General features: G+C 67.4%; 10 protein-coding genes. 7 read left to right on the top strand and 3 right to left on the bottom strand.

Translation table 11 applies throughout. The features are described from left to right. Positions 1-43 precede the first annotated feature (43 nt). From J3476_RS22330 to J3476_RS22300, 7 genes are all read left to right on the top strand, one after another. Positions 44-340 carry a PE family protein gene (locus tag J3476_RS22330; RefSeq protein ID WP_152514889.1) on the top strand — a complete coding sequence of 99 codons (297 nt, stop codon included), beginning with the start codon at positions 44-46 and terminating at the stop codon, positions 338-340. Between the two features lie 30 nt (positions 341-370). Beyond that, on the top strand, positions 371-1,678 hold the full coding sequence (locus tag J3476_RS22325) for a PPE family protein (protein ID WP_207068533.1): 1,308 nt from the start codon (positions 371-373) through the stop codon (positions 1,676-1,678). Positions 1,679-1,764: 86 nt separating this feature from the next. Further along, positions 1,765-2,070, top strand: a complete 306-nt coding sequence (locus J3476_RS22320; RefSeq protein WP_152514891.1) for a WXG100 family type VII secretion target — start codon at positions 1,765-1,767, stop codon at positions 2,068-2,070. Between the two features lie 38 nt (positions 2,071-2,108). Continuing rightward, positions 2,109-2,396, top strand: a complete 288-nt coding sequence (locus J3476_RS22315) for a WXG100 family type VII secretion target (protein WP_152514892.1) — start codon at positions 2,109-2,111, stop codon at positions 2,394-2,396. Positions 2,397-2,489: 93 nt separating this feature from the next. Beyond that, complete coding sequence (locus J3476_RS22310) at positions 2,490-3,869, top strand: MinD/ParA family protein (RefSeq protein WP_207068532.1); 1,380 nt, start codon at positions 2,490-2,492, stop codon at positions 3,867-3,869. Next, a complete protein-coding gene (gene eccD / locus J3476_RS22305; protein ID WP_207068531.1) occupies positions 3,866-5,392 on the top strand; it encodes a type VII secretion integral membrane protein EccD in 1,527 nt (508 codons plus the stop codon). The genes J3476_RS22310 and eccD overlap by 4 nt, the downstream gene beginning before the upstream one ends. A gap of 10 nt (positions 5,393-5,402) precedes the next feature. Beyond that, positions 5,403-6,164 carry a type VII secretion target gene (locus tag J3476_RS22300; RefSeq protein WP_207068530.1) on the top strand — a complete coding sequence of 254 codons (762 nt, stop codon included), beginning with the start codon at positions 5,403-5,405 and terminating at the stop codon, positions 6,162-6,164. A gap of 50 nt (positions 6,165-6,214) precedes the next feature. Here J3476_RS22300 and J3476_RS22295 read toward each other — a convergent pair whose 3' ends face one another. The 3 genes from J3476_RS22295 to J3476_RS22285 all read right to left on the bottom strand — a co-directional run bounded on the left by J3476_RS22295 (position 6,215) and on the right by J3476_RS22285 (position 14,076). Further along, positions 6,215-9,601, bottom strand: a complete 3,387-nt coding sequence (locus J3476_RS22295; protein ID WP_207068529.1) for a hypothetical protein — start codon at positions 9,599-9,601, stop codon at positions 6,215-6,217. Between the two features lie 558 nt (positions 9,602-10,159). Beyond that, positions 10,160-12,835: a hypothetical protein gene (locus J3476_RS22290; RefSeq protein ID WP_207068528.1), complete on the bottom strand. Its 2,676-nt coding sequence runs from the start codon at positions 12,833-12,835 to the stop codon at positions 10,160-10,162. 557 nt (positions 12,836-13,392) lie between these two features. After that, the gene (locus J3476_RS22285; protein WP_286183546.1) at positions 13,393-14,076 is read right to left on the bottom strand and encodes a secretion protein EccK; all 684 of its coding nucleotides are present in this window, start codon (positions 14,074-14,076) and stop codon (positions 13,393-13,395) included. Positions 14,077-14,333: the final 257 nt, after the last annotated feature.

Raw genomic sequence — 14,333 nt, 5'->3', positions numbered from 1 at the left:
CTAAATACATGCATGTCTTTAGCAAGAGTGAGGAGAACAGCAAATGCAACCACTGAGCCACAATGCAGGTGCTGTGGGGGTCGGCGGTCAGGTCGTCGCAAATGGCGCGCGGGGATTGGCAACGGGAACTGCGGCGACTGCACAAGTAAGTGCACTTACGCCCGCCGGTGCTGACGAGGTGTCCGTGCTGGCCTCGACGGCGTTCATGGCCGAGGGGGTGCAGACGCTCGGCATCAACGCACTGGCTCAGGAGGAGATCTCCCGCGCCGGCGCGACCGTGATCGAGGTGGCCGGCGTCTATCAGGCTGTCGACGGTGAAAACGGCGCCACGCTGATCTGAGCTGACCACCCGATTCGAGTCGAGTGAGCCATGGCCATTCCACCCATCTTCATTCCACCCATCTGGGGAGCGTTTCCTCCCGAGGTGAACACCTCGCGCCTGATGGCAGGCGCGGGGCCCGCGCCGATGTTGCAGGCTGCGGCCGGCTGGGAGGTGCTGGCGGTCTCGCTGGAGACGCAGGCTGACGAGCTGGCCGCCAGCCTGGCCTCGTTGGCCCAGATGTGGCAGGGCATGGGCAGCGAGCGGGCCATCACCGCATCGATGCCCATGGTGGTGTGGTTGCGGATGCTCGCACTGCAGGCGCAGAAGCGCGCGCTGCAGGCCTCGGCGCAGGCCAGTTCCTATACGACGGCGTTGGCCACGACGCCCCCACTGCCGGAGATCGAGCTCAACCACGTCACTCACGGGGTCCTCGAGGCCACCAACTTCCTCGGTGTGAACACCGTGCCGATCGGGCTGAACGAGGCCGACTACGTGCGGATGTGGGACCAGGCCGCGACCGTCATGAGCGCTTATCAGGCCGAGACGACGGCCAACGCCACGTTCGAGCCGGTCGCTCCTCCCCAACCGATCGTGCTGCCCGGGGCAGCGAGCGCAGCGATGTCGATGGGCATGGCCAGCGCCGCCCCGATGGCCGGCAGCGCCGCGGTCCGCAATGCGGCGTTCACACACGTCAGCGGGCAGGGCAAGATCGAGGAAGCCAACCTCAAGGCGGGCCGCATGGAGCAGGCCGTCAACCAGGCGACCAATCAGGGCCGCTCGCAGGGCGACCCGGGTCAGATGATGCAGCAGGCGCCCCAGATGGGCATGCAGATGGCTTCGCAGCTCGGCTCCACGCTCGGTCAGTTGCCTCAGCAGATGATGCAGGGCGTCACCCAGCCTTTCCAGCAGCTCACCCAGCCGCTGCAGCAGGTGTCGTCGATGTTCGGCCAGATGAGCGGAATGATGGGCGGCGATCGGGGCGCGCAGATCGGAATGCTCGGCGCCACACCGTTTTCCAATCACCCTGCGATCGGCGGCAATGGTGCGGCCAGCGGCGCCGGCCTGGTCCGGGCCGCGTCACTGCCCGGCGCCGGCGGCACCGCGGCGCGCACCCCGCTGATGTCGAACCTGGTGGGCAAGGAACTGCAGCCCACCTTGTCACCGGTATCGGTCGGTGCCGGCGCGGCTGCGGGGGCGGCCGCGGCAGGCCTGGCCCCCGTCGGTGGTGGCGGCATGGGCGGCGGACCGATGGGCATGCTTGGCCAACGGGGGAAAAGCGGCGGCAGCAGGGCAAGTCTGAATGCGCCGGCCCCACTCGAACACGACCTCAGTGAGGACGACGAGGACGACTGGTGATCGTCCCCCACGACTTGCCGACCGCCTGGGTCGGGAGGGCCCGCCGACGTCGGCGGGAGCACAGGTAAACAGAGAGAAGGTCAGCAATGGCATTGGTGAATGCGGATACCCCGCAGTTGATGGCGGAGGCGGCGAACTTCGACCGGATCTCCGGTGAGCTTCAGTCCGTCCTCGCCCAGGTCGAGTCGACAGCAGCTGCGCTGCAGCAGAGTCTGCACAGCGAAGGTGCGGGGCAGGCCGCGCAAGCCGCGCTGCTGCGTTTCCACGAGGCGTCGAATCAGCAGATCCGTCTGCTCACCGACATCTCGCAGAACATCCACACCAGCGGATCGTCGTACCTCAACACCGACGCGAACAACGCCGACGACCTCGCGTCGCAGATGCAGATCTAGCCAAACCCCGAGACCGAGACTGAGAACGGAGAACACAAGTGGGACAGATCAACTACGAGTTCGGCGCGATCGAGGCCGGCGCGGGCGAGATCCACGCCGCCGTCGGACGCACTGCGGGGCTGCTCGACGAGGGCCAGGGGTCGCTCGCCCGCCTGCAGTCGGCATGGGTCGGCGACGGCTCGATGTCGTATCAGGCCGTCCAGCAGCGCTGGGACGCGAACTCCAACGAACTCAACATGGCCCTGCAGAGCCTGGCTCAGGCCATCAGCAACGCCGGTTCGACCATGGGAACCACCGAAGCGGGCGTGATCGGGACCTTTTCCTAAACGCGGTGGAGCGCGCCGGTGGGCGACCGGTTTAGATGAAGGGATCGCCCACCGCGTGCACCGCGTTCCATGCCGAAACACTGAGAGGTACACATGTCGGCCGACTACGACCGGCTCTTCCACTCCCCGGATGCCGTTCGAACGGCCGACGAGGAGATAGAGCACGACACCCCGCCAGCCGGCCGGGACACCGCGTCCTCGCATGTGGCTGCGCCGCGCAACGACGCGACCCCACCGCCCATGCCGATCGCGCAGCCGCGCGCGCAGGCTGCCGCCGCTCCGCCGCCCCGGCAGTCCGAGATCACCAGCCAGATCCCGGCGACGCAGACGACCGGCCCGCAGCACGTTCCCAACAACGGGATGATGCGCGCGCCCCAGACCTCCGCGCCGCAGGGGGCACGCCACGAACAACAGCGGCCTGCCCCGGCGCCTGCCCCCCGCCACGCGCCCGCACCGGCACCGTCGCAGCACTTCGCGGATCCCGCCGCCGACTGGCGTCCCGCGCCGCAGCCGGCGCCGACGTCCGCGGCGTCGATGGGTAACCACCGCGCGATCGACGCGCTGTCGCACGTCGGCGTCCGCTCGGCGGTCAAGATGCCCTCCCAACGTGGGTGGCGGCACTGGATCTACCTGATGACCCGCATCAACCTCGGCCTCTCGCCGGACGAGATGTACGAGATGGATCTGCACGCCAGGATTCGGCGTAACGCGCGGGATTCGTACCAGATCGGCGTGTTCGGCCTCAAGGGCGGAGTCGGAAAGACCGCTGTCACCGTGGCGCTCGGCTCAGCTCTGAGCAAGGTGCGCGGCGACCGCATTCTCGCGATCGATGCCGATCCCGACGGCGGGAACCTCGCCGACCGGGCCGGCCGGCAGTCCGCGGCGACGATCTCGGATCTGCTCTCCGACAAGGAGCTGCACCGCTACAACGACATCCGTGCCTACACCAGCATGAACGGCTCCAACCTCGAGGTGCTCTCCTCCGAGGAGTACAGCGCGGCCCGTCGCGAGTTCAACGACGAGGATTGGCAGGGCGCCACCGACATCGTGTCGCGGTACTACAACCTCGTGCTCGCCGACTGCGGCGCCGGGCTGTTCCAGCCGGCGGCGCGCAGCGTGTTGTCGACGGTGTCGGGCCTGGTGATCGTGGCCAGCGCCTCGATCGACGGTGCGCGGCAGGCGGCGATCACCATGGACTGGTTGCGCCAGAACGGATATCAGGATCTGCTCGGCCGCTCCTGTGTGGTGATCAACCACGTCGTCCCGGGCAAGCCCAACATCGACGTCGACGACCTCGTGCAGCAGTTCGAAAGGCATGTGTCCCCCGGTCGGGTGATCGTGTTGCCGTTCGACAAGCACATCGCGGCCGGCACCGAGATCCAACTCGACCTGCTGGGCAAGACGTTCGAGCGTCGGATCGTCGAGTTGGCGGCCGCGCTGTCGGACGACTTCGACAGGCTCGAGCGGCGTTGACCGCCACGGCGACCCCGGCCAGTTCGCCGAGCGTCACCCCCGGCCGTCCGTCGACCACCCGGGTCACCATCCTGACCGGGCGGCGGATGACCGATCTGGTGCTGCCCTCGACTGCGCCGATCGAGAGCTACGTCGACGAGACGGTGTCGGTGCTGGCCGAGATCCTCGACGACACCCCACCGGACGTGCTGGCCGGCTTCGACTTCAACGCACAGGGGGTGTGGTCGTTCGCCCGGCCAGGTGCCCCGCCGATGAAGCTCACGGAGTCACTCGACGAGGCGGGGGTGGTCGACGGTTCGCTGTTGACGGTGGTGTCGGTGAGCCGTACCGAGCGGTACCGGCCGCTGGTCGAGGACGTCATCGATGCGATCGCCGTCCTCGACGAGACCCCGGAATTCGACCGGCGCGCGCTGTACCGCTTCATGGGGTGGATGGTGCCGTTGGTGGCGTTGGTCGTCACCGTGGTCACGATGCTGTCCTGGTCGGCGACGGGTCGCGACTGGTGGTGGGCGGCCGCGCTCGGTGCATTCGGGCTGGGCCTCGCGGCCGCAAGCACATTGGCCCAGAACAGGTTCAACAGCCTCGACATGGCTGAGAGCCTGCTGGTCGCGTCGCTGTTCACCCTCGGCGGTGCGGTGGCCCTGGCGGTACCGCTGCCAAGGGGCGTGGACAGTATCGGGGCGCCGCAGATCGCCGGTGCAGGGGCGCTGATCTTCTTGATGGTGCTCGCCTCCCGCGGTGGACCACGTCGGCGGGCCGAAGTCGCCGCGTTCCTCGCGGTGATGGCGTTGGCGGTGACCGTCGCTGCGGTCGCGTTCGGCTACGGCTGGGACAGTTGGGTGCCGGCCGGGGCCATCGCATTCGGTCTGATCGTCGTCACGAACGCGGCCAAACTGACGGTCGCCGTAGCGCGGATCGCGTTGCCGCCGATCCCGGCGCCGGGCGAGACCGTGTCGAACGACGAACTGCTCGACCCCGTCTCCACGACCGACACCTCAGAAGAGTCCGAGACCTGGCAGGCGATCATCGCATCGGTGCCCGACTCGGCGGCGCGGCTGACCGAGCGCAGCCGCCTTGCCAAACGGTTGCTGATCGGGTTCCTCACCGCCGGTGCGGCGATCCTGGCGGCCGGGTCGATCGCGGTTGTCGTGCAAGGCCATTTCTTCCTGCACAGTCTGATCGTCGCGGGGCTGGTGACGGTGGTCTGCGGGTTCCGGTCTCGGCTCTATGCCGAACGGTGGTGTGCCTGGGCGCTGATCGCTGCCGCCATCGCCATTCCCACAGGCGTGATGGTCCGACTGTGTCTGTGGTACCCGGAGCGGGCCTGGCTGGTGCTGGGGATCTACGTGCTTGTCGCGGTGGTGGCGGTGATCGTCGTCGGCGCCACCGAGAGCGTCAGGCGGGTGTCTCCGGTGACCAAACGCATTCTCGAGCTGTTCGACGGCGCGGCGATCGCTGCGGTGATCCCGATGTTGTTGTGGATCTCCGGGGTGTACGACCTGCTGCGGAATCTGCGGTTCTAGGAGGCTGAGCATGGGCAATCCACCACCGCTGTCGGTCGATCCCGAACAGCTCGGTGCGGCCGGAAACGAGCTGAAGTACGCGGCGGGCCAATTGCCCGATGCCCCTGGCCCGTTCGGTGTAGTGGGTTCCGACCCGTTGACGCAGGCCATCGACGCGCAGATTCCCGCTATCGAACACCCGATCGCGACGCAGCTGCCCGCCGTGAAGGCGCAGGCGACCAAGACCGCGCAGAACGTCATCTCAGCAGCCGAGGCATACCTGACCACCGATCAGCAGCTGGGCGGACAGATCAGCCAGGAGATGCAGAACCTCCCTGCTGCCGAAGGGCTTTCCGGTGGGAGCGGCTCCGCCGGTGGTGCCGCGGCGTCCGCTGCCGGCGGCACGGCCGGTGCGGCGGGGTCGGCAGCGGGTGGGGCCGGCTCGATGAGTCAGATGATGGGCATGCCGATGCAGATGGCCAGCCAGATGTCGCAGATGCCGACCCAGGCGATGGGCGCGATGACATCGGCTCCGCAGGGCGTGATGCAGGGCGCCCAGCAGGTTGGGCAGCAGGTGCAGCAGATGGTCGGGCAATTCGGCGAAGCCGGCTCGTCCGACGTCGGCTCAGGTTCTCACGCTGAGCCTGCAGCGCAGGAGGGCGCTGCGGCGGGTGATGTCACTGCTGAACGTGCGCCGGAAACGAGCGACAAGGTCGAGGGCGAGGACGCCGCCCGGGAGGAGTCCGGCGGGCGGCATCGGCGTGCCGAGGACGACCCGGGCATCGACCTGTAGCCCCAACTCCGTGCTTGCTTCCTGCCGGGCGACGCGTCGTCCAGTCTCCGTCAGCTGTTGATGTACTGGGTGATGGCGTTCATGGCCTTGTCGGCGATCTGTGCCTTGAGAACCGTCACCAGTGCAGTCACCTCGAATATGGCTGTCTGCAAAGGCGCTCCGCCACTTCCGTCGGTGGCCAGGTCGCTGACCACGGCGCCGTCGGTGGCCACCGCGTCGGCGAGGTTGTCGTCACCGAGGGCAATGGCGTTGGCCGAGCCGTTGACGCTGTCGGCCAGAGCGGCGCTCATGTTGCCGACGACGGTGGCGTCGGACCGGCCGGCGTCGGTTCCGGCCTGGGCGGCGTTGTCGCTGCCGAGGATGACGCCTCGGCTGTGGCCGCCGTTGTCCGCCTGACTGGCGATCACGCTGTTCCCGCCGATGTTCGTGGCTGACGCAACGCTGCCAAATCCGTCGGCCTCAGAGACATTGGTCGAACTGCGGCTGACTCGTACGTAGGCGCGTGCGCCGTTCTCGGCCGCCGCATTTCCTGAACTGTTGGCGTCGCTGGCGACCGTGGCACGGCCGTCATTCTGCGCATACGCAAGGCCGTCCGAGCTCTCGCGCACGCGGACCGTGGCCCGACTGTCATCGATCGCGACGGCATTAGCGATGCTGCTGATACGGGCCACGGCACTGGCGACGCTGTCCTCCGCGCCGAAGGCGGTTGCGCTGCTGGTGTCTTCGGCAACCGCGCGAGCCGAACCGCCGTCGTAGCCGCTCGCCGTGGCGGAGCTGGTGTTCCCAGCCAGAGCAGTGGCCAGCCCCGATTTGCTGGTGGCTTCAGCCGCGCTGCCGTACTTGGCGACGGCGCTGGCCAGGCCGCCGTCAGCACTGGCGGAGGCGGCACTGGAGTCGTCGGCGTATGCGTTGGCCAGGCTGCCGTCGGTGCTGTCGGCACTGGCGACGCTGGAGTCGAAAGCAGCAGCTTTCGCAGAACCGCCATCGGTGTCGGCAACCCCCGTGCTCCCGGAGCCCGCCGTGGCTTTGGCCACCCCGTTGACCGAGCTCGCCTGCGCGGAACTGTCGGTGCCGACGGCCAAGGCACGGCTGATGCCGCTAGCGGCAGCGTCGGCGTCCGCGGTGTTGCCGCTGCCGATCACCCGAGCATAGGCGTCACCGCCGTCGGTTGATTCCGCTGTCCCATGATTGCCGGTGCCGCTCACCAGGACCGTGGCACGAGACTCGGTCGCTGCAACTGCAGTACCGACATTATCGTTGCCGAGCACGACGGCCCTGCCACCGTCGGTGGCTGAGACGGCGTTGCCGCTGCCGTAGGCCGCTGCACGCGTGTAGCTCTGCGACAATGTCGTGTGGACGAAGGCGGAGCTGTTGTCGCCGACGAGTTCTGACCACGCCACGCCACCGAACGCCGTGGCCGCAGAGGAGCTGTCGGCCGCGAGGATACGGCTGACGCTGTAGCCGGCATCCTCGGCGCTCACGGCGTTGGCGTTACCGTCTCCAAGGACGACAACTCGGGCGACCGACTCACCATCAGCGTCGGCATTTGCCGAGTTTCGATCACCCGTCACGACGGAGCTGGCCCAGGATCCGTTAAAAGATGCCACGGTCGAAACGTTGTCGCTGCCGATCATCGAGATGGCGGCCGCGCTGTCCTCGGACAGCGCCAGCACAGAGTTCTCATCTCCCAGCGCGACGACCTTGGCGCGTCCACCCGATGCGGCGGATGTGCCCTCGTTTGAGTCACCCACCAGCAACAGGGTGATGTGTGCGCCGCTGTCGGCAGCCGTGCTCGCCTCGTTCTCATCGCCGTGCACGATGATCGTGGACCGGCCGTCAGAAGCGTCGGCGTCACCGGTGTTGCCGTTCCCGCTCATCCGCGCGTAGGCGTCACCGCCCTCCTCTGAATCCGCGGTCCCGGTGTTACCGCTGCCACGCACCAAGACGGAGGCACGCGAGTCGGTGGCGGCCGCCGAGCCGACGTTCTCGTCCCCAATGAGAACGACACTGGCGCCCCGGCCGAAAGCACCGTTCCCCTCTGCCGAGGCGTTCGCCGAGCTGTCTGTACCGATGACGAGGCCCGTGGAACGTGCACCGCCTTGCCCGAACGCCAGGATGTCGTTGCTGGAGCCGATGATGCGTGCGACCGCGAAGGACCCGTCCAGAGCGACGGAGTTCGCGACACTGCTGGAGCCGACGATGACAGACTTGCTCTGCGCTCCGGCACCTGCGAACGCCGCGGCGTTGCTGTTCGCACCGATGATGGTTGCCCGGCTGAATCCCTCACCACTTGCGGTGGCGGTGTTTCCCTGGCCGTGGCTGCGGACGTAAGCCACGCTGTACCCGTCATTGGCGGTGCCGACGTTGCCGTCTCCGACGATCCGCACCGTGTTGAAGTTGCCGCCGGTGGCGTCAGCGTCGTTGTTGTTGCCGTAGACGCGGGCGGTGTTGAAGTTGCCGTCGGTGGCGTCGGCGGTGGAGTCGTCGCCGCGCACGATGGCGCGGCTGAACCAACCGTCGGCGGTGGCGATGGCGTTGTCGCCGTGGGCGATGGCGATAGAACCGAAGCCGTCGGAGATGGCGATGGCGGTGCCTTGCTGGATGATCTGGTTGCCGTTGATCGAGACGCTGAAGTCGGCGAAGGACACCCCGATTTGTTCGCCGATCCAGCTGAGCACACCCACCAGCACCGAGGCCTGCGCCGGTGCCGAGGCGGGGGCCGGTCCGGTCGGCGGAGTTGCTTGTTGAGAGACCAGCGTGGTGGCGACCTGAGTGAAGGTGGCTGGAGAGTATCGGAACGCCGCGGCTCCCGCGGGTGGGGTCTCGGTGGAGTCGTCTACTCCCGTGGCGGCAGCGGGCTGTGCCGCCGCAGCCGCGGCGGGTGCCAGCACTGAACGTCTCGACGATTCGGCGGCCATTGCTATCGGCAATGCGGGGCTTTCCGTAGGCGGCGCCGGAGTCTGCGGGGCGGGGGCGCCGTCGACGTCGTCGCCACTGTCTAGACCGCCGGCATTGTCGGGTTCGTCGGCGACGTCCACTTCCGTGAGGTCGCCGTCGATGTCGTCGAGCTCGGCGCCCAGGTCCTGCTCAACGTCCTTGTCGTCGGCCGCGTCGTCGGTCTCGTCGACGTCAGCGTTGAGCTCGTCGTCGGCGTCGTCGAGCTCGTCGGCCTCCGCACCGAAATCGTCGTCATCCTCGTCGGTGTCGGTGTCGGTGTCCGAGGATCGCTCGCCGGACGAACCCGAACTGTCGGAGCTGCCGTCTGAGGAAGCCCCCGATGACGAGGACGATGCAGAGGAACTGGCGCTGCTGCCCGACGATGAGGAGTCGTCGGAGTCAGCGGCCGCGGTCCAAGGCGCGGCGAACAGCACAGCCCCCACTCCGAGTGCGGCGGCCAGCCCGCCGACCCGGCCGATGCTCTGGGCATGGGCGCGCACCTCTGCCCGACGGTGGGCACCCTCATATGGTGTCTGCAGCCGATGCTTGCCCGTCGAACCCACCTGTGACCCCCTTGAATCGCCTGCCGGGCAGGCCGCCTGAAAACTTGCTGCGAATGCGCTGGGCTTCCACGCTATCGCCGTCGACGACGGTGGGGATATAGGGAATTCCCTACACTTCACCCTCGCTGTCGGTGCCAGGATCACCATTCAGCGCGAGGCCGCCGGCCCGGATCAAACACGCCTAGGCACTCCAAATCACGCCCTTCCGGCTCGTGACTGGGCGTTCGGTGTCCGCTACGACGACCCCAAACGCTGGTCTGCGGGTCTTGCGCCAACCGTGAGTTGCGACGATGCAAATTCAGGGTTTCGGCCTCAAACTTGAAATCTGAAGCGCCAAATTCAAGGTTGGGGGCTCAACCTGATAATCGATGCACCCATTTTCATGTTGACCGGTATGACATTGTGGGCCGGCCCCCGACATTCTCGCGTTGGAGCTGCATTGCAGCCCTGACGCCGTGCTTGGTTCTTGCCGGGCGCCGCGTCGTTCAGTCTGCGTCAGCTGTTGATGTATTGGGTGATGGCGTTCATGGCTTTGTCGGCGATTTGGGCCTTGAGAACCGTCACCAGTGCAGTCACCTCGAAGATGGCTGTCTGCAATGCCGCTCCACCGCTGCCGTCGGTGGCCAGGTCGCTGACCACGGCGCCGTCAGTTGCCACCGCTTCGGCGAGGTTGTCGTCACCGAGGGCGATGGCGTTGGCCGAGCCGTTGACGCTGTCGGCCAGCGCGGCGCTCATGTTGCCGAGCACGGTGGCGTCGGACCGGCCGTTGTCGCTGGCTGCCTGGGCGGCGTTGTCGCTGCCGACGATGACGCCTCGGCTGTGGCCGCCGTTGTCCGCCTGACTGGCGATCACGCTGTTCGCGCCGATGTTCGTGGCCGATGAAACGCTGCCAGCTCCGTCGGCCTCGGAGACATTGGTCGAATTGCGGCTGACGCTGACGTGAGCGTGTGCACCGTTCTCGGCGGCCGCACTTCCTGAACTGTTGGCGTCGCTGGCGGCCGTGGCGCGGCCGTCATTCTGGGCATAGGCAAGGCCGTCCGAGTTCCCCCGCGCGCTCACGGTGGCCCGACTGTCATCGATTGCGACGGCCCTAGCGATACTGTCGTCACGGGCGACCGCACTGGCCACGCTGGCTTCGGCGGCGAACGTGGTGGCGTTACTCAGGTCTCGGGCCATAGAACGGGCGGTGCCGCCGTCGAAGCCGTTCGCGGTGGCCGAGGCAGTGTTGCTGGCCACGGCTTTGGCCCAGCCCATCACGCTGGTGGCGTCGGCGGCGCTGCCGTCGGCAGCTCTTGCGTTGGCCAGGCCGCCGTCCGCGCTGGCCGAGGCGGCACTGGAATCGGCGGCGTACGCGTTGGCCAGGCTGCCGTCTGTGCTGTCGGCGCTGGCGACACTGGAATCGAAAGCAGCGGCTTTCGCCCAACCGCCGTCGGTGTCGGCAACTGCGGTGCCCTCGGTGCCCGCGACGGCTTTGGCCACGCCGTCTACTGCGCTCGCCTCCGCGGAACCGTTGTCGCCGAACGCCAGGGCACGGCTGATGCCGGTGCCGATAGCGTCGGCGGTGTTTCCGTCGCCGATGACCCGGGCGTACGCGTCACCGCCCTCCTCTGAATCGGCGTTTGCGTTGTTACCGGCGCCGCGCACCATGACCGTGGCGCGCGAGTCGAGGGCCGAGGCGGTGCCGGCGTTGTCGTCACCGATCAGGACAACCGTAGATCCCTGGCCGAAGCCACCCTCACCTTCTGCGGTGGAGACCGCCGAGCTGTCCGTGCCGACGACGAGGCCTGTCGAGTTTGCACCTCCTTGCCCGAATACCAAGGCGTTGCTGTCGGAACCGATGATGCGGGCGATCGCGGTGGAACCGTCAACAGCTACGGAGTTGGCGACACTGCCGGAGCCGACGATGACGGACTTACTCCGTGATCCGGACTTACTCTGTGATCCGGCACCGGCAAACGCTGAGGCGGTGTTGGTCTCACCGATGATCGCGGCGGTGGCGAAACCCTCGCCACCTGCGGTGGCGGTGTTGCTGTCGCCGCGGATGTAGGCCACGCTGTACCCGTCACTGGCCGTGCCAACGTTGCCGTCACCGACGATCCGCACCGTGTTGAAGTTGCCGCCGGTGGCGTCGGCGTCGTTGTTGTTGCCGTAGACGCGGGCGGTGTTGAAGTTGCCGCCGGTGGCATCGGCGGTGGAGTCGTCGCCGCGAACGATGGCGCGGCTGAACCAGCCCTCGGCGGTGGCGGTGGCATTGCTGCCGCGCGCGATCGCGATGGAGCCGAAGCCGTCGGAGATGGCGATGGCGGTTCCCTGTTGAATGATCGTGGTGCCGTTGATCGAGACGCTGAAGTCGGCGAAGGACACCCCGATTTGTTGGCCGATCCAGCTGAGCACACCCACTAGCGCGGAGGCCTGCGCCGACGCTGGCGCAGGGGCGGGCTCGGTTATTGCGGCGATCTGCTGCGAGACCAGGGTGGTGGCGACCTGGGTGAAGGTGCCGGGAGCGTATTGCAACGCTGCTGGCTTGGTCGGCGGGGCCTCGGCGGAGTCGTCCACTTCGGCGGCTGCAGCGGGCTGTGCGGTCGCGGCCGCTGCGGGGGCCAGCACTGAGCGTCGCGACGACTCCGTGGACACCGCTACCGGGAGCACCGGGCTTTCCGTGGGAGTTGCCGGCGTCTGCGGGTCTGGGGCCTCGTCGGTATCGCGGACGGTGTCGGCGACCTCGACTTCGGCCAGGTCGCCCGCGGAGTTGTCCAGGTGGGCGGTGAGGTCCACCTCGTCCTCAGCCGCGTCGTCGGTGCCGAGATCGTCAGCGTCGTCAGTGTCCGCGTCGGCAATGTCGACATCGTCGACCTCTGCGCCGAGATCCTCGGCATCCTCATCGGTGTCGGTGTCGGTGTCGGTGTCGGTGTCGGTGTCGGTGTCGGTGTCGGTGTCGGTGTCGGTGTCGGAGGACCGCTCAGCGGAGGGGCTGGAACCGGCGGAGCTTCTGGCCGAGGACGCCCCAGGCGACGAGGATGACGATGCTGAGGAGCTGGCGTTGCTGCTCGATGATGAGGCGTCATCGGAGTCAGCGGCCGCCGTCCAGGGCGCGGCGAGCAGCACAGCCCCCACACCGAGTGCGGCGGCCAGCCCGCCGACCCGGCCGATGCTCTGGGAGTGGGCCCGCACCTGTATCCGACGGTGGGCGCCTATAGGCGGTGTCTGTAGCCGATGCTTGCCCGTCGAACCCACCTGTGACCCCCTTGGATCGCCTGCCAAAGCAGGCACCTGAGAACTTGCTGCGAATGCGCTGGGCTTCCACGCTATCGCCGTCGACGACGGTGGGGATATAGGGAATTCCCTACACTTGACCCTCGCTGTCGTTCCAGGATCAACCATTCAGCGCGAGGCCGCCGGCCCGGATCAAACACGCCTAGGCACTCCAAATCACGCCCTTCCGGCTCGTGACTGGGCGTTCGGTGTCCGCTACGACGACCCCAAACGCTGGTCTGCGGCTCTTGCGCCAACCGTGAGTTGCGACGATGCAAATTCAGGGTTTCGGCCTCAAACTTGAAATCTGAAGCGCCAAATTCAAGGTTGGGGGCTCCACCTTGAAAACCGAGGCACCCATTTTTATGTTGACCGGTATGACATTCATGGGGCGGCCCCGGGCATTCTCGCGTTGCAGCTCCACGGCGACAGTGTCCTAGCCGTGCTCCTGGAGCGTTGACGGCCGTACGCCGGACTCAGGCAGGCGCCTCCGAGGCGACAGCGTCATTCATGAGGACGCCGAGGTGTTGCCAGTAGATCCAGTCGGTGATGGCGTGACGCTGCGCATCCGGCTCGGAAGCGGTTTGCGCGCGGTGCAGCGCCAACTCTTGGGCGTGGTTGGCGTAGGCGACGAAGGCATGCAAGTGCGCTGCACCCCGTTGGGGGCTGGTGCTCATCAACGGCTTCGCGACGTCGAACCACAGCTTGGCGCTCTGATCGGCCGGCGGTTCGAGATCTGTCGCTGCCGGAGGTAGCAGTTCGGTCAGTCCGGTGTCGGCGATTGAGGTGAGGCGCTGTGCAGCGTCTGGGGCGATGACCTCTAACCGGCTGCGGCCGTTCATTGTTCCGTCGTCGGGAATGTCCTCGGTGGTCAGGATGATCTTCGCGACTCCGGGATCGAAGTTCGCGAACTGCTCTTCGGTTGCGACGACGGCGCGCAGTTGCTTGTCGTGGTGGCGGCACCAACCCTGGACAGCCACGATGGGATAGGTCGCCCAGGTGGCGCGTTCAGCAGGAGAGATCGACTCGTCGGCGGTCGCCATCTTCACGTGTTCGGGCAAGTGGATTCCGTCGGGGATGTAGGCCAGTCCGTAGGAGTTGGCGACGACGATTGTGCCGTCAGCGATGAGGCCGGTGACCCAGAAGAAGCCGAAGTCCATCACGCCCACGTTGAGGGCGGCGCCGATGTGGCGTGCCCGCTGGAGCGGATCGCTATCACCGGTTCTACGCCGTCCCCCCGGAGTGGAAGCGGCCAAGATCGCGTCGCGCTCCGCTCGGGCCGTTGACACGGGAACCGGCGCCGGGGCTGCCGCGACGCCACTAGAGCTCGCCGTCGACATCGGGCCGACACCCGGCCCCGCAGCGGCAGGAGCCGTGCCCGCGGGGGGCGGAGCAGGCGGGGCAGGAGTTGTTGGGG

The sequence above is a fragment of the Mycobacterium sp. PO1 genome (assembly GCF_017312405.1).
Lineage (GTDB): Bacteria > Actinomycetota > Actinomycetes > Mycobacteriales > Mycobacteriaceae > Mycobacterium.
This window is presented reverse-complemented; position numbering and strand designations above follow the sequence as displayed.

Bases quoted from the DNA above. Each gene is read 5' to 3' on its own strand.
- J3476_RS22330 (WP_152514889.1), top strand. From the start codon at position 44: ATGCAACCACTGAGCCACAATGCAGGTGCTGTGGGGGTCGGCGGTCAG.
- J3476_RS22325 (WP_207068533.1), top strand. From the start codon at position 371: ATGGCCATTCCACCCATCTTCATTCCACCCATCTGGGGAGCGTTTCCT.
- J3476_RS22320 (WP_152514891.1), top strand. From the start codon at position 1,765: ATGGCATTGGTGAATGCGGATACCCCGCAGTTGATGGCGGAGGCGGCG.
- J3476_RS22310 (WP_207068532.1), top strand. From the start codon at position 2,490: ATGTCGGCCGACTACGACCGGCTCTTCCACTCCCCGGATGCCGTTCGA.
- J3476_RS22300 (WP_207068530.1), top strand. From the start codon at position 5,403: ATGGGCAATCCACCACCGCTGTCGGTCGATCCCGAACAGCTCGGTGCG.
- J3476_RS22285 (WP_286183546.1), bottom strand. From the start codon at position 14,076: ATGGACTTCGGCTTCTTCTGGGTCACCGGCCTCATCGCTGACGGCACA.